At 55.1% G+C, this 25618-nt stretch carries 21 protein-coding genes and 1 riboswitch; of the genes, 15 read left to right on the top strand and 6 right to left on the bottom strand.

Features of this window, described 5'->3' with window-relative positions:
- Positions 1 to 248: 248 nt before the first annotated feature.
- The 8 genes from secE (at position 249) to rpoC (ending at position 12396) form a co-directional block, all read left to right on the top strand.
- Positions 249 to 632 (top strand): preprotein translocase subunit SecE, encoded by a 384-nt coding sequence (gene secE, locus B3041_RS15670; RefSeq protein WP_039381824.1) that lies wholly within the window; start codon positions 249 to 251, stop codon positions 630 to 632.
- Between the two features lies 1 nt (position 633).
- Entirely contained in the window at positions 634 to 1179 is a 546-nt protein-coding gene (nusG, locus tag B3041_RS15675) for a transcription termination/antitermination protein NusG (RefSeq protein ID WP_039381825.1), read from the top strand.
- 146 nt (positions 1180 to 1325) lie between these two features.
- Entirely contained in the window at positions 1326 to 1754 is a 429-nt protein-coding gene (gene rplK, locus B3041_RS15680) for a 50S ribosomal protein L11 (RefSeq protein WP_065648599.1), read from the top strand.
- 3 nt (positions 1755 to 1757) lie between these two features.
- Positions 1758 to 2462 carry a 50S ribosomal protein L1 gene (gene rplA, locus B3041_RS15685; RefSeq protein ID WP_039381829.1) on the top strand — a complete coding sequence of 235 codons (705 nt, stop codon included), beginning with the start codon at positions 1758 to 1760 and terminating at the stop codon, positions 2460 to 2462.
- Positions 2463 to 2812: 350 nt separating this feature from the next.
- Positions 2813 to 3310, top strand: coding sequence for a 50S ribosomal protein L10 (gene rplJ, locus B3041_RS15690; protein ID WP_065648600.1), 498 nt, complete (start codon positions 2813 to 2815; stop codon positions 3308 to 3310).
- A gap of 66 nt (positions 3311 to 3376) precedes the next feature.
- Entirely contained in the window at positions 3377 to 3739 is a 363-nt protein-coding gene (gene rplL / locus B3041_RS15695) for a 50S ribosomal protein L7/L12 (RefSeq protein WP_065648601.1), read from the top strand.
- A 326-nt stretch (positions 3740 to 4065) separates the two neighbouring features.
- Positions 4066 to 8094: a DNA-directed RNA polymerase subunit beta gene (gene rpoB / locus B3041_RS15700; RefSeq protein ID WP_065648602.1), complete on the top strand. Its 4029-nt coding sequence runs from the start codon at positions 4066 to 4068 to the stop codon at positions 8092 to 8094.
- Positions 8095 to 8172: 78 nt separating this feature from the next.
- On the top strand, positions 8173 to 12396 hold the full coding sequence (rpoC, locus tag B3041_RS15705; RefSeq protein ID WP_039381836.1) for a DNA-directed RNA polymerase subunit beta': 4224 nt from the start codon (positions 8173 to 8175) through the stop codon (positions 12394 to 12396).
- Positions 12397 to 12457: 61 nt separating this feature from the next.
- Here rpoC and B3041_RS15710 read toward each other — a convergent pair whose 3' ends face one another.
- The gene (locus B3041_RS15710; RefSeq protein ID WP_065648603.1) at positions 12458 to 12646 is read right to left on the bottom strand and encodes a DUF1127 domain-containing protein; all 189 of its coding nucleotides are present in this window, start codon (positions 12644 to 12646) and stop codon (positions 12458 to 12460) included.
- Between the two features lie 177 nt (positions 12647 to 12823).
- On the opposite strand from B3041_RS15710, the gene B3041_RS15715 reads away from it, so the two are divergent.
- Positions 12824 to 14281 (top strand): PLP-dependent aminotransferase family protein, encoded by a 1458-nt coding sequence (locus B3041_RS15715; RefSeq protein WP_292977053.1) that lies wholly within the window; start codon positions 12824 to 12826, stop codon positions 14279 to 14281.
- A gap of 159 nt (positions 14282 to 14440) precedes the next feature.
- On the opposite strand, the gene thiE is transcribed toward B3041_RS15715, so the two are convergent.
- The 3 genes from thiE to B3041_RS15730 all read right to left on the bottom strand — a co-directional run bounded on the left by thiE (position 14441) and on the right by B3041_RS15730 (position 17784).
- Entirely contained in the window at positions 14441 to 15085 is a 645-nt protein-coding gene (gene thiE, locus B3041_RS15720) for a thiamine phosphate synthase (RefSeq protein ID WP_065648605.1), read from the bottom strand.
- Positions 15082 to 17007, bottom strand: coding sequence for a phosphomethylpyrimidine synthase ThiC (gene thiC, locus B3041_RS15725; protein ID WP_065648606.1), 1926 nt, complete (start codon positions 17005 to 17007; stop codon positions 15082 to 15084). Before thiC ends, thiE begins: the two co-directional genes overlap by 4 nt.
- A gap of 91 nt (positions 17008 to 17098) precedes the next feature.
- A riboswitch (TPP riboswitch) is annotated at positions 17099 to 17199 on the bottom strand.
- Positions 17200 to 17277: 78 nt separating this feature from the next.
- Positions 17278 to 17784 carry an Rsd/AlgQ family anti-sigma factor gene (locus tag B3041_RS15730; RefSeq protein WP_065648607.1) on the bottom strand — a complete coding sequence of 169 codons (507 nt, stop codon included), beginning with the start codon at positions 17782 to 17784 and terminating at the stop codon, positions 17278 to 17280.
- Positions 17785 to 17870: 86 nt separating this feature from the next.
- On the opposite strand from B3041_RS15730, the gene nudC reads away from it, so the two are divergent.
- The 6 genes from nudC to B3041_RS15760 all read left to right on the top strand — a co-directional run bounded on the left by nudC (position 17871) and on the right by B3041_RS15760 (position 22273).
- Positions 17871 to 18644 carry an NAD(+) diphosphatase gene (nudC, locus tag B3041_RS15735; RefSeq protein ID WP_292977058.1) on the top strand — a complete coding sequence of 258 codons (774 nt, stop codon included), beginning with the start codon at positions 17871 to 17873 and terminating at the stop codon, positions 18642 to 18644.
- Between the two features lie 39 nt (positions 18645 to 18683).
- Complete coding sequence (hemE, locus tag B3041_RS15740; protein ID WP_292977060.1) at positions 18684 to 19751, top strand: uroporphyrinogen decarboxylase; 1068 nt, start codon at positions 18684 to 18686, stop codon at positions 19749 to 19751.
- A 2-nt stretch (positions 19752 to 19753) separates the two neighbouring features.
- Positions 19754 to 20422: a deoxyribonuclease V gene (gene nfi, locus B3041_RS15745; RefSeq protein ID WP_065648610.1), complete on the top strand. Its 669-nt coding sequence runs from the start codon at positions 19754 to 19756 to the stop codon at positions 20420 to 20422.
- Between the two features lie 62 nt (positions 20423 to 20484).
- A complete protein-coding gene (locus tag B3041_RS15750; RefSeq protein WP_039381849.1) occupies positions 20485 to 21075 on the top strand; it encodes a YjaG family protein in 591 nt (196 codons plus the stop codon).
- Between the two features lie 188 nt (positions 21076 to 21263).
- The gene (gene hupA / locus B3041_RS15755; RefSeq protein WP_006121511.1) at positions 21264 to 21536 is read left to right on the top strand and encodes a nucleoid-associated protein HU-alpha; all 273 of its coding nucleotides are present in this window, start codon (positions 21264 to 21266) and stop codon (positions 21534 to 21536) included.
- Between the two features lie 68 nt (positions 21537 to 21604).
- Positions 21605 to 22273, top strand: a complete 669-nt coding sequence (locus tag B3041_RS15760) for a DUF1481 domain-containing protein (protein ID WP_292977104.1) — start codon at positions 21605 to 21607, stop codon at positions 22271 to 22273.
- Between the two features lie 34 nt (positions 22274 to 22307).
- Here the strand turns inward: B3041_RS15760 and purD are convergent, their stop codons facing one another.
- Together purD and purH are read right to left on the bottom strand one after the other, a co-directional pair.
- Entirely contained in the window at positions 22308 to 23585 is a 1278-nt protein-coding gene (gene purD, locus B3041_RS15765; protein ID WP_065648612.1) for a phosphoribosylamine--glycine ligase, read from the bottom strand.
- A 17-nt stretch (positions 23586 to 23602) separates the two neighbouring features.
- Complete coding sequence (gene purH / locus B3041_RS15770) at positions 23603 to 25192, bottom strand: bifunctional phosphoribosylaminoimidazolecarboxamide formyltransferase/IMP cyclohydrolase (protein WP_065648613.1); 1590 nt, start codon at positions 25190 to 25192, stop codon at positions 23603 to 23605.
- Positions 25193 to 25618: the final 426 nt, after the last annotated feature.

Genomic DNA, 25618 nt, shown 5'->3' on the forward strand with positions numbered 1-25618 from the left:
GCTTCTGTTATCGCTTAATTGCGATAGTATTTGACGCAATGCGCATGAAAAGGGCATCATTTGATGCCCTTTTTGCACGCTGTCACATAGAACCTGGCTCATCAGTGATTTTCAATCATAATCATTGCTGAGACAGGCTCTGTTTTACAGCGCTGGAGACCGAGTTATGCCCAACAGCTCATTCGGTTTGGATGCCTCGCCTCTATGCGGGGCAGAATAGTTTCTGAATTATTGTGGCAGGTTGGTTTATGAGTGCGAATACCGAAGCTCAAGGGAGCGGACGCGGCCTGGAAGCGATAAAGTGGGTAGCTGTCATTGCGTTACTGCTGGTTGCCATTGTGGGTAACTATCTCTATCGCGATATTACACTGCCCTTACGTGCGCTGGCTGTAGTAGTGCTGATCGCTGCTGCGGGTGGCATTGCTTTACTGACTATCAAAGGTAAAGCAACCGTGGCTTTTGCTCGTGAAGCAAGAACCGAAATGCGCAAGGTTATCTGGCCAACCCGTCAGGAAACCTTACATACCACGCTAATCGTTGCCGCGGTTACGGCCGTGATGTCACTGATTTTGTGGGGGCTGGATGGTATTCTGGTCCGTCTGGTATCGTTTATTACTGGCCTGAGGTTCTGAGATGTCTGAAGCTCCAAAAAAACGCTGGTACGTCGTTCAGGCGTTCTCCGGTTTTGAAGCCCGCGTAGCGAAGTCGCTGCAAGAGCATATCAAACTGCACAACATGGAAGAACTGTTTGGTGACGTCATGGTGCCGACTGAAGAAGTCGTTGAAATCCGTGGCGGTCAGCGTCGCAAAAGCGAGCGCAAATTCTTCCCTGGCTACGTACTGGTCCAGATGGTGATGAATGACGCCAGCTGGCACCTGGTGCGCAGTGTACCGCGTGTAATGGGCTTCATTGGCGGTACATCTGACCGTCCTGCACCAATCAGTGACAAAGAAGTTGATGCGATTATGAACCGCCTGCAGCAGGTAGGTGATAAGCCGCGTCCGAAAACGCTGTTTGAGCCAGGCGAGATGGTACGCGTCAACGACGGTCCGTTTGCTGACTTCAACGGCGTGGTCGAAGAAGTTGACTATGAGAAGAGCCGTCTGAAAGTGTCGGTCTCTATCTTTGGTCGTGCAACACCGGTTGAGCTCGATTTTGCTCAGGTGGAGAAAGGTTAACCCTTTTGTTCACTTTTTGACTCTTGCAGAAGGCGCGAAATTTACCTATAATTTCGCGCCTTTTGTTTTTACACGCTGGCAACAGCGGGTAAATCGTTACCACGGGGAGCCTGTTTTCAGGCGCTATACCCAATAGAGGAATTATCATGGCCAAGAAAGTACAAGCCTACGTTAAGCTGCAGGTTGCAGCTGGTATGGCTAACCCGAGCCCACCGGTTGGTCCGGCTCTGGGTCAGCAGGGTGTTAACATCATGGAATTCTGTAAAGCGTTTAACGCCAAAACAGAATCTCTGGAGAAAGGCCTGCCTACTCCAGTTGTTATCACTGTATATAGCGACCGTTCTTTCACCTTCGTTACCAAAACGCCTCCGGCTGCCGTACTGCTGAAAAAAGCAGCGGGCGTCAAGTCTGGTTCTGGTAAGCCGAACAAAGACAAAGTCGGTAAAGTAACTCGTGCTCAGGTACGTGAAATCGCAGAAACCAAAGCTGCGGACATGACTGGTGCTGACGTAGAAGCGATGACTCGCTCTATCGAAGGTACTGCTCGTTCCATGGGCCTGGTAGTGGAGGATTAAGAAATGGCTAAGCTGACCAAGCGCATGCGCGTGATCCGTGACAAAGTTGATGCAACTAAACAGTATGACATCAACGAAGCTGTTGCTCTGCTGAAAGAACTGGCTACTGCCAAATTCACAGAAAGCGTAGACGTTGCTGTTAACCTCGGCATCGATGCACGTAAATCTGATCAGAACGTACGCGGTGCAACCGTTCTGCCACACGGTACTGGTCGTTCAGTACGTGTTGCTGTCTTTACCCAGGGCGCAAACGCTGAAGCTGCTAAAGCAGCTGGCGCTGAGCTGGTAGGTATGGAAGATCTGGCTGATCAGATCAAAAAAGGCGAAATGAACTTTGACGTTGTTATCGCATCTCCGGATGCAATGCGCGTTGTTGGCCAGCTGGGCCAGGTTCTGGGCCCACGCGGTCTGATGCCAAACCCGAAAGTTGGTACTGTAACGCCAAACGTTGCTGAAGCGGTTAAGAACGCTAAAGCGGGTCAGGTTCGTTATCGTAACGACAAAAACGGCATCATCCACACTACCATTGGTAAAGTGGACTTCGATACTGACAAACTGAAAGAAAACCTGGAATCTCTGCTGGTCGCGCTGAAAAAAGCAAAACCTGCTCAGGCTAAAGGCGTGTACATCAAGAAAGTCAGCATCTCTACCACCATGGGTGCCGGCGTTGCCGTTGACCAGGCTGGTCTGAACGCAGTAGCAAACTAATTGCTGCTTGAAACGGGCGAAAAATTAATCTAGAATCTTACGCCCGTTGTTCTGAATGAACACTGTTCTCAGAACCCAAATTCATAGTCACTGCGGCTTAATGCGGTAACGCATTAAAATACAGTGGCTAAGGTTGGAGCCAGGCCTAATCCTGGCCTCCGTCCAAGACCGCAGGAGCGGGCCTTTCTTCGGAAACCCTGCTTAATATCCTGCGTAGACGGTGACAGAACCACAAAGATTTATTTCTTCACTGGATTCTGCTCACCGTGTAATAGCGCCTGCTGCTTTCGGGCAGTCAGGTGAAGTGAGTTCCGGGAAATTTTTCCCGGTCAAATCCAGGAGCAAAGCTAATGGCATTAAATCTTCAAGGCAAACAAGCGATTGTTGCTGAAGTTAGCGAAGTAGCCAAAGGCGCGCTTTCAGCGGTTGTTGCGGATTCCCGTGGCGTTACCGTTGATAAAATGACTGAACTGCGTAAAGCAGGTCGTGAAGCTGGCGTTTACATGCGTGTTGTTCGCAACACCCTGCTGCGCCGCGTCGTTGAAGGTACTCCTTTTGAGTGCCTGAAAGACACGTTTGTTGGTCCGACCCTGATTGCATACTCTATGGAACACCCGGGCGCTGCTGCTCGTCTGTTCAAAGAGTTCGCGAAAGCGAATGCAAAATTTGAGGTCAAAGCTGCAGCCTTTGAAGGTGAGCTGATCACGGCGGACAATATTGACCGTCTGGCAACTCTGCCGACTTACGAAGAAGCACTGGCACGTCTGATGTCGACCATGAAAGAAGCCGCTGCTGGCAAACTGGTTCGCACTCTGGCTGCTGTACGCGATGCAAAAGAAGCGGCTTAAGGCCTCTTTCTTTTCCTTCGTACCTGCTTACGTATAAACTTTTTGTGAATTTTAGGAACAATCGACATGTCTATCACTAAAGATCAAATCCTGGAAGCCGTTGCAGCTATGTCCGTAATGGAAGTAGTTGAGCTGGTTTCTGCTATGGAAGAAAAATTCGGCGTTTCTGCTGCTGCTGCTGTAGCTGTAGCTGCTGGCCCGGCTGAAGCTGTTGAAGAGAAAACTGAGTTCGACGTTGTGCTGAAAGCAGCTGGCGCGAACAAAGTAGCAGTAATCAAAGCAGTACGTACTGCAACTGGTCTGGGCCTGAAAGAAGCCAAAGATCTGGTTGAAGCGACTGGCGTGATCAAAGAAGGCATCAGCAAAGATGACGCAGCTGCACTTGAAGCTGCTCTGAAAGAAGCTGGCGCTGAAGTTGAAGTTAAGTAAGACAACCTTAGGGTTGCAGTCTGAGTAATCGGGCTGATGGCTGGTGACTTTTTGGTCACCAGCCTTTTTGCGCTACAGGGGAACGATGGCGTTTCGCACTGTTTATCCATTGTTTCTCTTCAATATCTTTTTCTATCGACGCCTTAATATACCGCTCTCCTGTGACGGTTCCCTGCCGGCACAACAGCGATGAAATGATTTAAGAGTGATAGAAAGATGTATTGCATGGGGTGTCACGCATCGCATGAAAAACAAAAATAGTGTTGCATAACTGTCCCGTCAGGACGGACAGCGTGGGTCGACTTGTCAGCTAGCTGAGGAACCCTATGGTTTACTCCTATACCGAGAAAAAACGTATTCGTAAGGATTTTGGTAAACGTCCACAAGTTCTGGATGTTCCCTATCTCCTTTCTATCCAGCTTGACTCGTTTCAGAAGTTCATCGAGCAAGATCCAGAAGGCCAATACGGTCTGGAAGCAGCCTTCCGTTCCGTTTTCCCAATCGCGAGCTACAGCGGCAACTCTGAATTGCAGTATGTTAGCTATCGCCTGGGTGAGCCGGTCTTTGACGTAACTGAATGTCAGATCCGTGGCGTGACCTATTCGGCACCGCTGCGCGTGAAACTGCGTCTGGTGATCTACGAGCGCGAAGCGCCGGAAGGCACCGTCAAAGACATTAAAGAACAAGAAGTCTACATGGGTGAAATTCCACTCATGACTGACAACGGTACCTTTGTTATCAATGGTACTGAGCGTGTTATCGTTTCTCAGCTGCATCGTAGTCCTGGCGTGTTCTTTGACAGCGATAAGGGTAAAACGCACTCTTCCGGTAAAGTGCTGTATAACGCACGTATCATCCCTTACCGTGGTTCATGGCTCGACTTCGAGTTCGATCCAAAAGATAACCTGTTCGTCCGTATTGACCGTCGTCGTAAGCTGCCGGCCAGTATCATCCTGCGCGCGCTGGAATATACCACTGAGCAGATTCTCGATCTGTTCTTCGAAAAAGTGGTCTTTGAAATCCGCGATAACAAGCTGCAGATGGAGCTGGTGCCTGAGCGCCTGCGTGGCGAAACTGCCTCCTTCGATATCGAAGCCAATGGCACGGTCTACGTTGAGAAAGGTCGTCGTATCACTGCGCGCCATATTCGTCAGCTGGAAAAAGACAGTGTTCAGCATATCGAAGTTCCGGTGGAATATATTGCCGGCAAAGTGGTTGCTAAAGACTACATCGATCTGAACACCGGTGAGCTGATTGTTCCGGCTAACATGGAACTGTCGCTGGATCTGCTGGCAAAACTGAGCCAGTCAGGCCACAAGCGCATCGAAACCCTGTTCACTAACGATCTGGATCACGGCCCTTATATCTCCGAGACCCTGCGTGTTGACCCGACCAACGATCGCCTGAGCGCGCTGGTTGAGATCTACCGCATGATGCGTCCGGGCGAGCCGCCAACGCGTGAAGCAGCGGAAAATCTGTTCGAGAACCTGTTCTTCTCTGAGGATCGTTACGATCTCTCTGCGGTTGGCCGCATGAAGTTCAACCGTTCTCTGCTGCGCGATGAGATCGAAGGTTCAGGTATCCTGAGCAAAGAAGATATCATCGAGGTGATGAAGAAGCTGATCGGTATCCGTAACGGTATCGGTGAAGTGGATGACATCGATCACCTTGGTAACCGTCGTATCCGTTCTGTCGGTGAGATGGCTGAGAATCAGTTCCGTGTCGGTCTGGTCCGCGTTGAGCGTGCAGTGAAAGAGCGTCTGTCACTGGGCGACCTCGATACGCTGATGCCGCAGGACATGATTAACGCCAAGCCAATTTCAGCCGCAGTGAAAGAGTTCTTTGGTTCCAGCCAGCTGTCTCAGTTTATGGACCAGAACAACCCGCTGTCTGAAATTACGCATAAGCGTCGTATCTCTGCTCTGGGCCCAGGCGGTCTGACCCGTGAGCGTGCTGGCTTCGAAGTGCGTGACGTACACCCGACTCACTACGGTCGCGTATGTCCAATCGAAACGCCGGAAGGCCCGAACATCGGTCTGATCAACTCACTCTCTGTCTATGCGCAGACCAACGAATATGGTTTCCTTGAGACGCCATACCGTCGCGTTGTTGATGGCAAAGTGAGTGATGAAATTCATTACCTCTCTGCAATTGAAGAGGGTAACTACGTTATCGCTCAGGCGAACACCAACCTCGCGGATGACGGCAGCTTCGTTGACGATCTCGTCACCTGCCGTAGCAAAGGTGAGTCAAGCCTGTTCAGCCGCGATCAGGTTGACTACATGGACGTCTCCACCCAGCAGGTGGTTTCTGTCGGTGCGTCACTGATCCCGTTCCTGGAACACGATGATGCTAACCGTGCCCTGATGGGTGCGAACATGCAACGTCAGGCGGTTCCGACCCTGCGCGCTGATAAGCCGCTGGTAGGTACCGGTATGGAACGTGCAGTAGCGGTTGACTCCGGTGTAACTGCCGTCGCGAAACGTGGTGGTACCGTACAGTATGTAGATGCATCCCGTATCGTTATCAAAGTTAACGAAGATGAGATGTATGCAGGCGAAGCCGGCATCGACATCTACAACCTGACCAAGTACACCCGTTCAAACCAGAACACCTGCATCAACCAGATGCCGTGTGTCTCTCTGGGTGAGCCAATCGAGCGCGGCGACGTGCTGGCAGATGGTCCATCCACCGATCTGGGTGAGCTGGCGCTGGGTCAGAACATGCGCGTGGCGTTCATGCCATGGAACGGTTACAACTTCGAAGACTCCATTCTCGTCTCTGAGCGTGTAGTGCAGGAAGACCGTTTCACCACGATCCACATTCAGGAACTGGCTTGCGTGTCGCGTGACACCAAACTGGGGCCGGAAGAGATCACCGCTGACATCCCGAACGTGGGTGAAGCTGCGCTCTCTAAACTGGATGAATCCGGTATCGTCTATATCGGTGCAGAAGTAACCGGCGGTGACATTCTGGTTGGTAAGGTAACGCCTAAAGGTGAAACCCAGCTGACGCCAGAAGAGAAACTGCTGCGCGCTATCTTCGGTGAAAAAGCGTCCGACGTGAAAGATTCGTCGCTGCGCGTACCGAATGGCGTCTCCGGTACCGTTATCGATGTTCAGGTCTTTACCCGCGATGGCGTGGAAAAAGACAAGCGCGCGCTGGAAATCGAAGAGATGCAGCTGAAGCAGGCGAAGAAAGACCTGTCTGAAGAGCTGCAGATCCTTGAAGCGGGTCTGTTCAGCCGTATCCAGGCTGTGCTGATCGCCGGTGGCGTTGAAGCGGACAAGCTGGACAAGCTGCCGCGTGAGCGCTGGCTGGAGCTGGGCCTGACTGATGAAGAGAAGCAGAACACTCTCGAGCAGCTGGCCGGACAGTATGATGAGCTGAAGCACGAGTTTGAGAAGAAACTCGAAGCGAAGCGTCGCAAAATCACCCAGGGCGACGATCTGGCACCAGGCGTGCTGAAGATTGTTAAGGTTTATCTGGCCGTTAAACGTCAGATCCAGCCTGGTGACAAAATGGCAGGCCGTCACGGTAACAAAGGTGTTATCTCCAAGATCAACCCGATCGAAGATATGCCTTATGACGAGAACGGCACGCCGGTTGACATCGTACTGAACCCGCTGGGCGTACCATCGCGTATGAACATCGGTCAGATTCTGGAAACCCACCTGGGTATGGCGGCGAAAGGCATTGGTGAGAAGATCAATGCGATGCTGAAGAAGCAGGAAGAAGTCGCCAAACTGCGTGAGTTTATCCAGCGTGCTTACGATCTGGGCACCGACGTGCGTCAGAAAGTTGATCTGAACACCTTCTCGGACGATGAAGTGCTGCGTCTGGCAGAGAACCTGAAAAAAGGTATGCCAATCGCTACACCAGTGTTCGATGGTGCGAAAGAGAGCGAGATCAAAGAGCTGCTGCAGCTCGGCGGCCTGCCTTCTTCCGGTCAGATCACGCTGTTTGATGGCCGTACCGGTGAACAGTTCGAGCGTCAGGTAACCGTAGGTTACATGTACATGCTGAAACTGAACCACCTGGTTGATGACAAGATGCACGCCCGTTCGACCGGCTCCTACAGCCTCGTTACTCAGCAGCCGCTGGGTGGTAAGGCGCAGTTCGGTGGTCAGCGCTTCGGTGAGATGGAAGTGTGGGCACTGGAAGCATACGGTGCCGCGTATACCCTGCAGGAAATGCTTACCGTTAAGTCTGATGACGTCAACGGCCGTACGAAGATGTATAAAAACATCGTCGATGGCAACCATCAGATGGAACCGGGCATGCCGGAATCCTTCAACGTACTGTTGAAAGAGATTCGCTCGCTGGGTATCAACATCGAGCTGGAAGACGAGTAAGCACTCGCAAGTACTGGTTATGGGACGCGCACCCCGGGCGCGCGTCCCTGAGAGTTCCACTCCGACGGGAGCTAATCCGTGAAAGACTTACTTAAGTTTCTGAAAGCGCAAACTAAAACCGAAGAGTTTGATGCGATCAAAATTGCGCTGGCTTCGCCAGACATGATCCGTTCCTGGTCTTTTGGTGAAGTTAAAAAGCCGGAAACCATTAACTACCGTACCTTCAAGCCAGAGCGTGACGGTCTTTTCTGTGCCCGTATTTTCGGACCGGTCAAAGACTACGAATGCCTGTGCGGGAAGTACAAGCGCCTGAAACACCGCGGTGTGATCTGCGAGAAGTGCGGCGTTGAAGTGACGCAGACTAAAGTACGCCGTGAGCGTATGGGTCATATCGAGCTGGCTTCACCTACCGCGCATATCTGGTTCCTGAAGTCGCTGCCGTCCCGTATCGGTCTGCTGCTGGATATGCCACTGCGTGACATTGAGCGCGTACTTTACTTCGAATCCTATGTGGTTATCGAAGGCGGTATGACCAACCTGGAAAAACGTCAGATCCTGACGGAAGAGCAGTACCTTGACGCGCTGGAAGAGTTCGGTGACGAATTTGACGCGAAGATGGGTGCGGAAGCGATCCAGGCATTGCTGAAAAATATGGATCTGGAGCAAGAGTGCGAGCAGCTGCGTGAAGAGCTGAACGAGACTAACTCCGAGACCAAACGTAAAAAGCTGACCAAGCGTATCAAGCTGCTGGAAGCGTTCGTGCAGTCTGGCAACAAGCCAGAGTGGATGATCCTGACCGTTCTGCCGGTTCTGCCGCCAGATCTGCGTCCGCTGGTACCGCTGGATGGTGGTCGTTTCGCAACGTCAGATCTCAACGATCTCTATCGTCGCGTAATCAACCGTAACAACCGTCTGAAGCGTCTGCTGGATCTGGCTGCGCCTGATATCATCGTGCGCAACGAAAAGCGTATGCTGCAGGAAGCGGTAGATGCCCTGCTGGATAACGGCCGTCGCGGTCGTGCCATCACCGGTTCTAACAAGCGTCCGCTGAAATCGCTGGCTGACATGATCAAAGGTAAGCAGGGTCGTTTCCGTCAGAACCTGCTGGGTAAACGCGTTGACTACTCCGGTCGTTCGGTTATCACCGTGGGTCCATACCTGCGTCTGCATCAGTGCGGTCTGCCGAAGAAAATGGCCCTGGAGCTGTTCAAACCGTTCATCTACGGCAAGCTGGAACTGCGTGGTCTTGCTACCACCATCAAAGCAGCCAAGAAAATGGTTGAGCGCGAAGAAGCGGTTGTCTGGGATATCCTGGATGAAGTGATCCGCGAACACCCGGTACTGCTGAACCGTGCACCAACGCTGCACCGTCTGGGTATCCAGGCGTTTGAACCGGTTCTGATCGAAGGTAAAGCGATCCAGCTGCACCCGCTGGTCTGTGCGGCCTATAACGCCGACTTCGATGGTGACCAGATGGCGGTACACGTACCGCTGACGCTGGAAGCACAGCTGGAAGCGCGTGCGCTGATGATGTCGACCAACAACATCCTGTCGCCAGCGAACGGTGAGCCAATCATCGTTCCTTCACAGGACGTTGTTCTGGGTCTGTACTACATGACCCGCGACAAAGTAAACGCCAAAGGCGAAGGCATGGTGCTGACCGGCCCGAAAGAAGCTGAGCGTGTTTACCGCGCTGGCCTGGCTGAGCTGCACGCCCGCGTTAAAGTGCGTATTACAGAATATGCGAAAAACGAACAGGAAGAGCTCGTTGCGAAAACCAGCCTGATCGACACGACCATTGGCCGTGCGATCCTGTGGATGATCGTACCGAAAGGTCTGCCTTACTCCATCGTCAACCAGGCGCTGGGTAAGAAAGCGATCTCCAAAATGCTGAACACCTGTTACCGCATTCTGGGCCTGAAGCCGACCGTTATCTTTGCTGACCAGACCATGTACACCGGTTTCGCCTATGCAGCCCGTTCAGGTGCATCAGTCGGTATCGACGATATGGTTATCCCGGCGAAGAAAGCGGAAATCATCGCGGAAGCGGAAGCGGAAGTGGCTGAGATTCAGGAACAGTTCCAGTCTGGTCTGGTCACTGCGGGCGAACGTTACAACAAAGTCATCGATATCTGGGCCGCTGCGAACGAACGCGTCTCTAAAGCGATGATGGATAACCTGCAGACTGAAACCGTTATCAACCGTAACGGTGAAGAAGAGCAGCAGGTCTCGTTCAACAGCATCTACATGATGGCCGACTCCGGTGCGCGTGGTTCTGCAGCACAGATTCGTCAGCTGGCAGGTATGCGTGGTCTGATGGCGAAGCCAGATGGCTCCATCATCGAGACGCCTATCACGGCAAACTTCCGTGAAGGTCTGAACGTACTGCAGTACTTCATCTCGACGCACGGTGCGCGTAAAGGTCTCGCCGATACCGCACTGAAAACGGCAAACTCCGGTTATCTGACCCGTCGTCTGGTTGACGTGGCGCAGGATCTGGTGGTTACCGAAGATGACTGTGGCACGTTCGAAGGCATCATGATGACGCCGGTTATCGAAGGTGGCGACGTTAAAGAGCCGCTGCGTGAGCGCGTACTGGGCCGTGTAACGGCTGAAGACGTTCTGAAGCCAGGCACTGCTGACATTCTGATCCCGCGTAACACGCTGATCGATGAGCACTGGTGTGACGTGGTAGAAGAGAACTCCGTTGACGTCATCAAAGTGCGTTCAGTCGTAAGCTGTGAAACCGACTTCGGTGTGTGCGCACACTGCTACGGTCGCGATCTGGCACGTGGTCACATCATCAACAAAGGTGAGGCCATCGGCGTTATCGCAGCACAGTCCATCGGTGAGCCGGGTACTCAGCTGACAATGCGTACGTTCCATATCGGTGGTGCGGCATCGCGTGCGGCGGCTGAATCCAGCATTCAGGTGAAGAACAAAGGTACTATCAAGCTGACCAACGCGAAGTCTGTAACCAACTCCTCCGGGAAACTGGTTATCGTCTCACGTAACGTTGAGCTGAAGATGATCGACGAGTTCGGTCGTACCAAAGAGAGCTATAAAGTGCCTTACGGTGCGGTGATGGCGAAAGGTGATGGCGAGCAGGTTGCGGCGGGCGAAACCGTAGCAAACTGGGATCCGCACACCATGCCGGTAATCACCGAAGTGGGTGGTTTCATCCGCTTCACCGACATGATCGACGGTCAGACCATTACCCGTCAGACTGACGACCTTACCGGTCTGTCATCGCTGGTGGTACTGGATTCCGCAGAGCGTACTGCGGGCGGTAAAGACCTGCGTCCGGCGCTGAAAATCGTTGATGCTAACGGCAACGACGTTCTGATCCCGGGCACCGACATGCCGGCTCAGTACTTCCTGCCAGGCAAAGCGATTGTGCAGCTGGAAGATGGCGTGAAGATCAGCTCGGGTGATACCCTGGCGCGTGTTCCGCAGGAATCTGGCGGTACCAAGGACATCACCGGTGGTCTGCCACGCGTTGCGGATCTGTTCGAAGCGCGTCGTCCGAAAGAGCCAGCAATCCTGGCGGAGATCAGCGGTATTATCTCCTTCGGTAAAGAGACCAAAGGCAAGCGTCGTCTGGTGATCACGCCAGTTGATGGCAGCGATCCGTACGAAGAGATGATTCCGAAGTGGCGTCAGCTTAACGTATTCGAAGGTGAGCGCGTGGAACGCGGTGACGTCGTATCTGACGGCCCGGAATCACCACACGACATCCTGCGTCTGCGTGGCGTTCATGCGGTAACACGTTATATCACTAACGAAGTGCAGGAAGTTTACCGCCTGCAGGGCGTTAAGATTAACGATAAGCACATCGAAGTCATCGTACGTCAGATGCTGCGTAAAGCGACCATCATGAGCGCGGGTAGCTCAGAGTTCCTTGAAGGCGAGCAGGCAGAAGTCTCCCGCATCAAGATCTCTAACCGCGATCTGGAGACCGCTGGCAAAATCGGTGCAACCTATGCACGCGATCTGCTGGGTATCACCAAAGCGTCTCTGGCAACCGAGTCGTTCATCTCTGCAGCCTCGTTCCAGGAGACCACGCGTGTCCTGACCGAAGCCGCGGTAGCAGGCAAGCGTGATGAACTGCGCGGCCTGAAAGAGAACGTCATCGTGGGTCGTCTGATCCCGGCCGGTACCGGTTATGCGTACCATCAGGATCGTATGCGTCGCCGTCAGGCGGGTGAAGCACCGGTTGCACCGCAGGTCACTGCGGATGAAGCCTCTGCCAGCCTGGCTGAGCTGCTGAACGCGGGTCTGGGTGGCAACAACGACGAGTAATCGTCTGCCGCACCAACGCGAAAAAACCCTGCTCCGGCAGGGTTTTTTTTTTGCCTGATGCTCAGCGTTTACCCTTTACTTCGTGGCGCGTCAGGCCAATATCGCGCAGCTGGTTGTCGCTGAGCTGCGCCAGTACCTGACGCGTTGCGCGCCGGGCTCGCCACTGCTTCAGCATCTGCAGCGCTGCGCGGATCATATCCGGTAGCGTAACGCTAAAAGGTTTTGCAGCACGATTCTGATCAAATTCCATTCTCTTGCTCCTTAACGGGGGTATCTGAGCAGCATTGTCCGTTTTCCCGCCAAAACCATACAGACTCAAATCCGGAGTTTATTTACCATACAGATTGCGTTTTACCGCATCTGAATGCTAAAAGTAGCGCTTATCTGTACTGGTTTTTTTAGATGGACTTATTACCAGGAGCATACAATGACGCGCTATCAGCATCTGGCCTGCCTGCTTTCCGATCGGATTAAGCAGGGGCTTTATCGCAGCGGTGAACGTCTGCCTTCAGTACGTACGCTGAGTAGCGAGCACGGGGTCAGTATCAGCACCGTGCAGCAGGCGTATCACCTGCTGGAAGAGAAGCAGCTCATCGTACCGCAGCCGCGATCCGGCTATTTTGTTGCCACGCATAAAGCAACACCGCCTGTGCCTGCGCTGACGCGTCCGGTACAGCGGCCGGTAGAGGTTACGCAGTGGGATTCCGTGCTGGAACTTCTCAGCAGCCGTGCCAGCGATGAGGTGATACAGCTGGGCAGCGGGATGCCCGATCTGACGCAGCCGACGCTGAAACCGCTGTGGAAAATCATGGGCCGGCTGGCGCAGAAACAGCAGACCGAACTGCTGAACTATGACAGCCTGCTCGGCGTCAGCGTCCTGCGGGAACAGGTAGCGCGCCTGACCATCGACAGCGGTTGCCAGCTGACGGCGGAGGATATTGTGATCACCACCGGCTGCCATGAGGCGCTGTCGGTTTCAATTCGCGCAGTCTGCGCGCCGGGTGACATCATTGCTGTGGAGTCGCCCGCGTTCCATGGCACGATGCAGACGCTGCGCGGACTGGGGATCAGGGTCATTGAGATCCCGACCGATTCAGTTACCGGGATCAGCCTGGATGCGCTGGAGCTGGCGTTTGAGCAGTGGCCAATCAAAGCTGTGGTGGTGGTCCCCAACTGCAATAATCCCCTGGGGTTTATCATGCCGGAAGCGCGCAAGCGGGCGCTGCTGGCGCTGGCGCAGCGGGTTGATGCCGCCATCATTGAGGATGATGTCTATGGCGAGCTGGCATGGAACTACCCGCGTCCCGTGACGCTCAAATCGCTCGACATGGATGGCCGCGTACTGCTCTGCAGCTCCTTTTCCAAAACGCTGGCACCCGGGCTGCGGGTGGGCTGGGTGGCGCCGGGGCGTTATCGCGACAGGGTGCTGCATATGAAATATATCGGCACCGGTTCCACGGCGACGCTGCCGCAGCACACCGTGGCAGAGTTTATTCGTCAGGGCCACTATCTCCCGCATCTGCGCCGCATGCGTCAGGTATATCAGCGCAATTATGAAACCTTCAGCTGCTGGGTGCGGCACTACTTTCCCTGCGGCATCTGCGTATCGCGGCCGCAGGGCGGATTTCTGATGTGGATTGAGCTGCCGGAGGCGTTTGACGCGGTGCGGCTTAACGCCGAGCTGCGCGAGGCCAGCCTGCAGGTCGCCGTGGGCTCTCTGTTTTCCGCTTCGGGCAAATACCGTAACTGTCTGCGGCTGAATTACGGCCTGCCTGTGAATGAACAGACGGAACAGGCGCTGGCGCAGCTGGGAATGGCGATAGAGCGCGCTATGCAGGCGTGCAGCAGCGACCGGCATCAGGCACCGCAGCTGCTGGTGGAATAAACCGGAAAGGCAGGGCTGAGGAGAGAAGGGTAATCAGCCCTGGCCCGCTGCAAACCACAGCGGGCAGAGCTACTGTACCGGTTTCCGGCGCGCAGACGAGGCCTGCTGGCTATCCCTGCGTGCCGGACCCTGCGATTTCAGTGTGTTTTACACGGGTTTTCACGCCTCTTCGATCGGCGTTCCGCTTCCCACCTGCCGCAGCAGCTCAGCCGTGGCGGTGCGCCAGTCAGCTGCCTGCGTAATGGCGCTGACGACCGCAATGCTGCCGACCCCGGTCGCCAGCACCTCAGGCACGCGCGCCAGGGAAATACCGCCGATAGCGACCGCGGGGATCCCCTGCAGGTGCGGCAGGTGCCGCTGCAGCTGTGCCACTCCCTGTGGTGCAGACGGCATCTGCTTGGTTTGCGTGGGAAAGATATGCCCCAGTGCAATATAAGAAGGCCGCAGTGCCACCGCGCGTTCCCGCTCTGCATCATCATGCGTTGAGATCCCCAGCCGCAGGCCTGCCTGACGAATAGCCTGCAGATCCGCCACCTCCAGATCCTCCTGACCCAGATGTACGCCGTATGCCTGATGCGCAATGGCCAGACGCCAGTAGTCATTAATGAACAGCCGTGCCCGATAGCGCCGGCCCAGCGCAATCGCTTTACGTACCGAATCTTCTGCCTCGCGATCGGGCAGATCTTTGATGCGCAGCTGGATCGTGCGTACGCCGGCGGCCAGCAGCCGTTCGATCCAGCTGACGCTGTCAACCACCGGATAGAGCCCCAGCTGCGGCGCCGTAGCGGCAAATGCGGCCGTCATGCTTTCTCCTTATTAACCGCATCGGCAGGATGATAAAGCTCGCCTCCGCGGCGGCGGAATGTTTCGGACATCTGCGCCATCCCCACCTCAACCGGCTGTGCATCAGCCTGCTGGCGCGCCGCAAATTCCCGTACTTCCTGGGTAATTTTCATTGAGCAGAACTTCGGCCCGCACATAGAACAGAAGTGCGCAACTTTGCCGGATTCCTGCGGCAGTGTTTCATCGTGATAGGCGCGGGCGGTGTGTGGATCCAGCGCGAGATTAAACTGATCTTCCCAGCGGAATTCAAATCGCGCTTTGGACATGGCGTTATCGCGGATTTGCGCCCCCGGATGCCCTTTGGCCAGATCGGCGGCGTGCGCGGCGATCTTATAGGTGATCAGCCCCTGCTTTACATCTTCTTTATTTGGCAGACCAAGGTGCTCTTTAGGCGTCACATAGCAGAGCATCGCGCAGCCGAACCAGCCAATCATCGCCGCGCCAATACCGGAGGTAAAATGGTCGTAGCCGGGGGCAATATCGGTGGTCAGCGGGCCAAGCGTGTAGAAGGGCGCCTCATCACAGTGTGTCAGCTGCTCGGTCATGTTGCGCCGGATCATCTGCATCGGAATATGGCCCGGTCCCTCAATCATCACCTGTACGTCATACTCCCAGGCGATTTTGGTCAGCTCGCCCAGCGTTCTGAGTTCTGCAAACTGCGCCTCATCGTTGGCATCCTGAATCGAGCCAGGGCGCAGGCCATCGCCCAGCGACAGGGCAACGTCATAAGCGGCGCAGATTTCGCAGATGTCGCGGAAATGCTGATAGAGAAAACTCTCCTGGTGATGTGACAGGCACCATTTCGCCATAATCGAGCCACCGCGTGACACGATCCCGGTCAGACGTCTGGCCGTCATCGGCACATAGCGCAGCAGTACCCCGGCGTGGATAGTGAAGTAATCGACGCCTTGTTCTGCCTGTTCCAGCAGCGTATCGCGGAAAATGTCCCAGTTGAGATCTTCAGCGACACCGTTCACTTTTTCCAGCGCCTGATAGATCGGCACGGTGCCGATGGGAACCGGACTATTACGCAGGATCCACTCGCGCGTTTCATGGATGTAGCGGCCGGTGGAGAGATCCATCACGGTATCGGCACCCCAGCGCGTGGACCACACCAGCTTTTCCACCTCCTCTTCAATCGACGAGCTGACCGCAGAGTTACCGATATTGGCATTGACCTTCACCAGAAAATTGCGGCCAATAATCATCGGTTCTGATTCGGGGTGGTTGATATTGGCTGGGATAATGGCGCGCCCGCTGGCGACTTCGTCGCGCACAAATTCTGCGGTGATATTTGCCGGCAGGTGCGCACCAAAGCTTTCGCCCGGGTGCTGCTGCAGCAGCACTTCGCTGCGGATGCGTTCACGGCCCATGTTTTCACGAATCGCAATAAACTCCATCTCCGGCGTCACTATGCCCTGACGGGCGTAGTGCAGCTGAGTGACGCAGCGACCAGGCTTCGCACGGCGCGGAGAGGGCAGCGATTCAAAGCGCAGATGATCCAGACCTTCATCGGCCAGACGCTGCTGCGTATAAGCGGAACTGCGCTGAGCAACCGGCTCACTGTCATTGCGCCCGGCTATCCACGCGGCGCGCAGCTTTGCCAGCCCCTGATGGACATCGATAGTGGCCTGCGGGTCGCCATAGGCGCCTGCGGTGTCATAAACCGGAACGGGCTCATTGATTTCATACTGCGGTTCCGCTTTGGTACCACCGGTATGGGTAGGACTGAGCTGGATTTCACGCATCGGCACGCGAATGTCAGCGCGGCTGCCGGTGATCCAGATACGCTGTGAGTTGGGAAAGGCGGTGCCCTGCAGCGAGTTGATAAAATCCTGCGCTTGCGCGCGCTGTTCACGACGAGAAGGTTTAGCAGCAGACATAGCAAAATTCCTGAAGTCAGTGGAAGTTGCTTGTCCGGAGTCCGGAAGGAGTAACAGCGCCTGCAGTCAGGTAAGGCCCGATCGTGCGCTGATAATAGCTACTCTTGTTCCCTTCGCAGGTACTAGCCTGATCAGGTTCCGCGGATCCCGAATTAACGGTCTCAGCCCCGGGGGGCACTCCGACAAGGTGTTTCTGTTTAAAACAATAAAAGCCCGGTCAGCATAAGTGGGCTTTTACGGAATAACAAGGATTTTACAACTGCAGAAGGATCAGGCCGGACGCGCAATAGTGCTGTCGTTTGCAACAGGCGGAGAAACCAGCTGGTTATCCCACGCCATCTGAATCAGCTTATCTTCCAGAGAAAAGCGCGACGCCAGCGTTTCGCCTACTTCAGAGAGCGCCCGCTGGAACTCAACGCAGTTTTCATCGGTAATCGCCTGCTGCAGATGACTGTCATACAGCTGCATGATGCGATCGGTATTGCTTTCAAGCGCCGGGTAGAGATGCGCTGCAGCAACCAGCGGGCTATCGCCCTGCAGATCCCTGATAATGCGCTCATACATACTGAAATGGCCGGTTGAGAGATAGTCCACCAGCGTGTGGCAGAAGTCATCCAGAGCCTGCTCATTCAGCGCCGTCAGCGCCTCTTTATTAGGCTTAATGCCGATTAATTCATAATAAGTGACAAGCAAATGCCGACGCGCACGTAACCATGCATCGACTAATTCATTACCGCCACCGACACGCCTGGTCAGGTTATCTAACTGGGTAAGCATATGAGGCTCCCGGTGAGTTATAGTTGTTCATTACACTTAACATCAGACTTTCAGCGTGCCGTGCGACGCTAAGGACAACGAATAAGATGCAACGTGAGATCTCAAGCGTAGACGCTGGCTGGTGGATTGTCAGCTCTGAACAGAAACTTTGGTTGCCGCAGTGTGAGCTACCGCACGGCTTAGCGGCAGATTTCGACCTTACAGGCCAGCACGGCATGCTTATCGGCGAGTGGCAGGGCGAAAACGTCTGGCTGATCCAGACGTCGCGCCCGGAAAATATGGGCTCGGTCCGGCAGATTATCGATCAGGATCCCGGGCTGTTTCAGCTCGCCGGCCGGGGAGTGCAGCTGGCTGAATTCTACCGCTCCCACCGCTGGTGCGGCTACTGCGGCCATGAGATGCGCGTCAGTCCGCGTGAGTTTGCCTGCCTCTGTACCCACTGCCGCGAACGTTACTATCCACAGATTGCACCCTGCATCATTGTGGCGATTCGCCGCGGCGATGAGATCCTGCTGGCGAATCATGCCCGCCATCGTAACAGCATCTATACGGTACTGGCTGGCTTTGTCGAAGTGGGTGAAACGCTGGAGCAGGCGGTGGCGCGTGAGGTCATGGAGGAGAGTAATGTACGGGTTAAAAACGTGCGCTATGTCACCTCACAGCCGTGGCCGTTTCCCCATTCGCTGATGACAGCCTTTATGGCGGAGTATGAGGACGGCGAGCTGCAGCACGATGGGAAAGAGCTGCTGGATGCGGGCTGGTATCGCTTTGATGCGCTGCCACAGCTGCCGCCACCGGGCACCGTTGCCCGGCGCCTGATTGAAGACACCGTGGCGCTGTGTCGCGCCAGCGTGGCATGAAAATGCTACACTGACGCCCTTAGCATGAGAGAGCCCATTATGAGTGAACTGAAGAACGACCGTTATCTGCGCGCCCTGCTGCGCCAGCCTGTAGATGTTACCCCGGTCTGGATGATGCGTCAGGCCGGACGCTATTTACCGGAATATAAAGCCACGCGCGCTGAAGCCGGTGATTTTATGTCGCTGTGTAAAAATGCTGAGCTGGCATGTGAAGTGACGCTGCAGCCGCTGCGCCGCTATCCGCTGGATGCAGCTATCCTCTTCAGCGATATTTTAACTATCCCCGATGCGATGGGGCTGGGTCTCTATTTTGAAACCGGCGAAGGTCCGCGCTTCTCCCGCCCGATTACCTGTCGCGCAGACGTCGATAACCTGCCGGTGCCCGATCCGGAGCAGGAGCTGGGTTACGTGATGAATGCGGTACGGACCATCCGCCGCAACCTCAACGGTGCCGTTCCGCTGATCGGCTTTTCCGGCAGCCCGTGGACGCTGGCAACCTATATGGTTGAGGGCGGCAGCAGCAAGGCATTCACTAAAATCAAAAAGATGATGTATGCCGAACCGCACACGCTGCATACGCTGCTGGATAAACTGGCAGACAGCGTGATCCTCTACCTTAATGCGCAGATCAAAGCGGGTGCGCAGTCGGTTATGATCTTTGATACCTGGGGTGGCGTGCTGACTGGACGCGACTACCGCGATTTTTCGCTGAATTACATGCATAAAATTGTGGACGGTCTGGTGCGTGAGAACGAAGGCCGTCGTGTACCGGTTACGCTGTTTACCAAAGGCGGCGGACAGTGGCTGGAGGCGATGGCTGCCACTGGCTGTGACGCGCTGGGGCTGGACTGGACGATGGACATGGCTGAGGCGCGTCGTCGCGTGGGCCATAAAGTCGCCCTGCAGGGCAACATGGATCCGTCTATGCTTTATGCGCCGCCTGCCCGTATTGAAGAGGAGGTGGCCACCATTCTTGCCGGGTTTGGCCAGGGTGAAGGGCACGTATTTAACCTCGGGCACGGTATCCATCAGGATGTGCCGCCAGAGCACGCAGGTGTGTTCGTTGAGGCGGTGCATCGTCTTTCACGTCAATACCATCAGGAATAAGCATGGATTTAGCCGCATTACGTCAGGAACAGCTGGCGCTGGCTGCTAACGTTGTGCGGCAGGACGATTTTGACGTTCTGCCGCCGCGCTTTATCGGCGGCGCTGATGTCGGATTTGAGCAGGGCGGCGAGGTAACGCGCGCTGCTATCGTCATCCTGGAGTACCCCTCACTTACGCTGGTGGAGCATCGCATTGCGCGCATTCCTACCACCATGCCCTATATTCCGGGCTTTCTCTCGTTTCGGGAAATCCCTGCGCTGCAGGCGGCCTGGCAGCAGCTGACGCAGCAGCCCGACCTGCTGTTTGTGGACGGGCACGGCATCTCGCACCCCAGGCGCCTCGGCGTGGCGGCACATTTTGGCTCGATGCTGGATATTCCCACTATCGGCGTAGCCAAAAAGCGGCTGTGTGGCCGCTTTGCCGATCTGGATGCTGCACCCGGCAGCCGGCAGCCGCTAATGGATAAAGGTGAACAGCTTGCCTGGGTGTGGCGCAGCAAAGCACGCTGTAACCCGCTGTTTATCTCTACCGGGCACCGTGTCAGCCTGGACAGTGCGCTGCACTGGGTTGAAGCCTGTATGGGCGGCTACCGTTTACCGGAACCTACGCGCTGGGCAGATGCGGTCGCCTCAGGGCGGCCTGCATTTGTGAAGTGGCAAAATGCGCGCTGACGCTGTTTGTCTGCGCCTTTTGCGGTACACTGCCGCCAGCTAACCTATTGAGAGTAAGTTTGATGTTACAGAACCCCGTGCATTTGCGTCTGGCGAAGCTGGAAAGCTGGCAGCATATGACCTTCATGGCCTGTTTATGCGAGCGGATGTTCCCTAATTACTGGGCCTTCTGCGAACAGACCGGATTTGCCGATCCTCAGCTCTATCGCCGTATTCTTGATCTGGTATGGGAAAGCCTGACGGTGAAAGATGCCAAAATCAATTTCGACAGTCAGCTGGAGAAACTGGAAGAGGCGATCCCGGCTGGCGATGATTTCGATGTTTACGGTGTTCATCCGGCCATCGATGCCTGCGTAGCACTGAGCGAAGTGCTGCACGCGATGCTGAGCGGTGAAACGCTGGAGCACGCGATTGAGGTGAGTCGTACATCTATCACCACCGTGGCTATTCTGGAAATGACGCAGGCAGGACGCGAAATGAGCGACGAAGAGCTGCGTGAAAACCAGGCGGTGATTGATGAATGGGATATGCAGTGGGAGATTTTTCGCCTGCTCGCTGAGTGCGAAGAGCGCGACCTTGAGCTGATCAAAGGACTGCGTTCTGACCTGCGCGAAGCCGGAATCAGTAACATCGGTATAAATTTTCAGCAGTAAGGCGATAAAACGTGACTCCAGGCCTGAATTAGCGCGCCTGGAGGCTTCACATTAGCCCCCTGTCTGGTCTACATTTGGGGGGCTGAAAATTGTGGCTATCGGTGCGTGCAGGCTGAAGAGTGCCAGAATATGGCTTTTCCCTCGCACTCGTTGCTTAGCAAGCGATAAATACACTTTAAGGATAACTTATGAACAAGACTCAACTGATTGATGTGATCGCAGAAAAAGCGGACCTGTCTAAAACCCAGGCTAAAGCTGCGCTGGAATCTACCCTGGCTGCGATCACTGAGTCTCTGAAAGAAGGTGATGCTGTACAACTGGTTGGTTTTGGTACTTTTAAAGTGAACCACCGCGCTGAGCGTACCGGTCGTAACCCACAGACTGGCAAAGAGATCAAAATCGCAGCAGCAAACGTACCAGCTTTCGTTTCTGGTAAAGCACTGAAAGACGCAGTTAAGTAAGTTTTCCGCCTTGCGGTTTAGCTTTAGAAGAGGGGCGATTTCGCCCCTTTTTGTTACCGGAGCCTGCTATGCCGAATACGCTTTTCCGGCGCATCTGTATCCTGCTCTGTGCTGTACTGTTTTCCGGCTGCAGCGCCACACCTGACCTTCCGGCGTTTACCGCCAGCGGCTACCTGGCCGATCGCGGCGCGGTCCGCATCTGGCGCAAAAACAGCGACCACGATCTGATCCATCTGCGCACCGTTTATAACCCTTTCAGCACGCCCGTGCGCGAAACCACAGACTATATCTGGCAACACGAGACACTGCTGAGTGTGGAACGCCATCGCACCGGTGAGCAGCCCGATGACGTCACGCTGCGCTTTGATCATCAGGGCAACCTCAATTTTATGCAGCGCCAGCTGGCAGGACGACGCGAAGCGCTGAGTGATGATGCCGTTGCGCTTTATCGTTTTGACGCACAGCGTATGCTGGCGCAGAGCAATGCACTGCTGAGCGGCCGGGTATTACTGAAACAGGGACACTGGCTGGGCGGCAACACGGTACGCGACTGCGCAGGTCGCCAGCAGAATGTCGCGTTTGACAGTGACACGCTGAGGCGCCTGGCGCAGCAGCAACAGGCGTCAGCGCCGCTGATGGTGTCATGGCTCGAAGCCCCGGAAGGGATCCAGGTATTGCGCGTTACCACAGAGGATGAGTGCAGCTGGCAGCCGACAGAGAGCGATCTGAGCGGCTAAAGAAAACGGGGCACAGCAGAGTGCCCCGCGACTATCAGCGGTTGATGGCGCGATAGCCGATGTCGTGACGGCAGAAGCAGCCGTCCCAGGAGATAGACTCTGCCATCGCGTAGGCGTTGCGTTGCGCTGTAGCCACATCTTCTCCCAGTGCCGTGACGCACAACACACGTCCGCCGCTGGTCATCACCCGATCGTCCTGCAGCGTGGTGCCCGCATGAAATACTTTGCCTTCAGGCACGGCTTCCAGCGGCAGGCCGTGGATCTGATCGCCGGTACGGTAGCTGCCCGGATAGCCGCCTGCTGCCAGTACCACACCCAGTGCAGGACGTGCATCCCACTCCGACGTCTGCGTATCCAGGGTGCCATCGACTGCTGCCAGGCAGAGTGCCACCAGGTCAGAGTTCAGCCGCAGCATAATGGGCTGCGTCTCCGGGTCGCCAAAGCGGCAATTAAATTCAATGACCTTTGGCTGACCTGATTTATCGATCATCAGACCGGCATACAGGAAACCGGTATAGGTATTGCCTTCTGCTTTCATACCGTTCACGGTTGGCCAGATAATCTGGTCCATGACGCGCTGGTGGATCTCATCAGTGACTACCGGTGCCGGTGAGTAGGCCCCCATACCGCCCGTGTTGGGACCCGTATCACCGTCGCCCGCGCGCTTGTGATCCTGGCTGGTTGCCATCGGCAGCACGTGGTTGCCATCTGCCATGACAATAAAGCTGGCTTCTTCACCGTCAAGAAACTCTTCAATTACGATACGATGGCCGGCATCGCCAAATGCATTGCCAGCCAGCATATCCTGCACCGCCGCTTCCGCTTCAGCCAGCGTCATCGCGACAATTACGCCTTTACCTGCAGCCAGACCATCGGCTTTGATAACAATGGGCGCACCTTTCTCGCGCAGGTAAGCCAGCGCGGGTTCCACCTCGGTAAAGTTCTGATACTCAGCGGTCGGGATCTGCTGGCGCGCCAGAAAATCCTTGGTAAAGGCTTTCGAGCCTTCCAGCTGGGCTGCCGCCTGCGTCGGGCCAAAGATCTTCAGCCCGGCGGCGCGGAAGGCATCAACCACGCCGATCACCAGCGGCGCTTCCGGGCCGACAATCGTCAGGTCAATCTGTTCCTGCTGCGCAAACGCCAGCAGGGCAGGGATATCGGTCGCACTGATGGGCACATTCTGCAGGGCCGGCTCCAGCGCAGTGCCTGCGTTACCCGGTGCGACAAACACAGTGTCAGCCAGCGGCGACTGTGACGCTTTCCACGCCAGCGCGTGCTCACGTCCGCCATTACCAATTACTAAAATTTTCATTATTGCTGCTCCAGCTGTTAATGGCGGAAATGGCGCATATCGGTAAAGATCATCGCGATGCCGTGCTCATCTGCAGCAGCAATCACCTCTTCATCGCGGATAGAACCGCCGGGCTGAATAACACAGCTCACGCCGGCCGCGGCAGCAGCATCAATACCATCGCGGAACGGGAAGAAGGCATCGGATGCCATCGCTGAACCTGTGACCTTCAGCCCCTCATCGCTCGCCTTAATGCCGGCAATTTTGGCAGAGTAAACGCGACTCATCTGACCGGCACCAATACCAATAGTCATGTTGTCGCGGGCATAAACAATGGCATTGGATTTAACAAACTTGGCGACTTTCCAGCAGAACAGCGCATCACGCAGCTCCTGCTCAGTCGGCTGACGTTGCGTGACCACGCGAAGCTGGTCGGCGGTGATCATCCCGAGGTCGCGATCCTGTACCAGCAGACCGCCATTGACCCGTTTGAAGTCCAGGCTGGCAACCGGCTGCTGCCATTGACCGCAGATCAGCACGCGCACGTTCTGTTTTGCTGCTGTTACCTGCAGCGCCGCGTCACTGGCAGAAGGGGCAATAATCACTTCAACAAACTGACGGCTGATAATTGCCTGTGCAGTCGCCTCATCCAGCTCGCGGTTAAACGCGATAATGCCGCCAAAAGCTGAGGTCGGGTCAGTCTGATAAGCGCGTTCGTAAGCATCAAGGATGGATGTCCCCACCGCTACGCCACATGGGTTGGCGTGTTTGACGATCACACAGGCAGGTTCGTCGAACGCTTTTACGCATTCCAGTGCGGCATCGGTATCTGCAATATTATTGTAAGAGAGTGCCTTGCCCTGCAGCTGCTGCGCAGTGGCTACCGAGGCTTCTGCAATCTCTTCTTCTATATAGAAGGCGGCATCCTGATGGCTGTTCTCGCCATAACGCATATCCTGCTTCTTAATGAAGTTGAGATTCAGGGTGCGCGGGAAGCGACCGGCGGGTGCACGGGTTTCGCCATGATAAGCAGGAACCAGCGTGCCAAAATAGTTTGCAATCATGCTGTCGTAAGCGGCGGTGTGCTCAAACGCTTTAATTGCCAGATCAAAACGCGTCTCCGGCGTCAGCGCATTATCACTGGCATCCATCTCTGCAATGATGCTGGTGTAGTCGCTGCTCTTAACCACGATCGCCACATCTTTATGATTCTTAGCCGCTGAGCGCACCATGGTTGGCCCGCCGATATCAATATTCTCGACCGCATCTTCCAGCGAGCAGTCAGGCTTAGCCACAGTCTGCGCAAAGGGATAGAGGTTAACCACCACCATATCAATCGGATTGATAGCGTGTTCTGCCATAATCGCGTCATCGGTACCGCGACGACCAAGGATGCCGCCATGTACTTTGGGATGCAGAGTCTTAACGCGTCCATCCATCATTTCCGGAAAACCGGTGTAATCAGACACTTCAATGACGGGCAGGCCTGCATCTGCCAGCAAACGTGCAGTGCCACCTGTGGAGAGTAGCTCGACGCCTCGTTGTGAGAGTGCATGAGCAAATTCGAGGATACCGGCTTTATCAGAGACACTGAGCAGAGCGCGGCGTACAGGACGACGTTGTTGCATGGTGGTTTTATCCCTTGGCTTTGTTTCGCGTAAATAAGAGCGTTACATCAGGCTGAAAGCGCACTTCTATAAAGAAGATAACGCGTTTGCCTCATGTAACGCCCCAAAAGGGGCGTCCCTGACGTCGCGAGGCATTGTAGCGAAAACGTTTGCGCGATGCTCGCTTAAATTTGTCTGTCCGCTGTTTTGTGGATAACACTGTGCGTAACAGGGTATAAAGCCCCCTTTTGCTGGGGAATGCAGCGAACAGTCATTTTTCCCGGATTTAACGCTTGTCAGCCCGGAAGAACTCCCTATAATGCGCCTCCATCGACACGGCACACCGGCTTACGGGAAACGGCGTTGACAGGAAGATTCGGTAAGAACTTCCGCCGGAGAAAAACGCTGAAAAAAGTGGTTGACTCTGAAGGAGGAAAGCGTAATATA

Source organism: Pantoea sp. UBA4549, from assembly GCF_002387285.1.
GTDB classification, from domain to species: domain Bacteria; phylum Pseudomonadota; class Gammaproteobacteria; order Enterobacterales; family Enterobacteriaceae; genus Pantoea; species Pantoea borealis.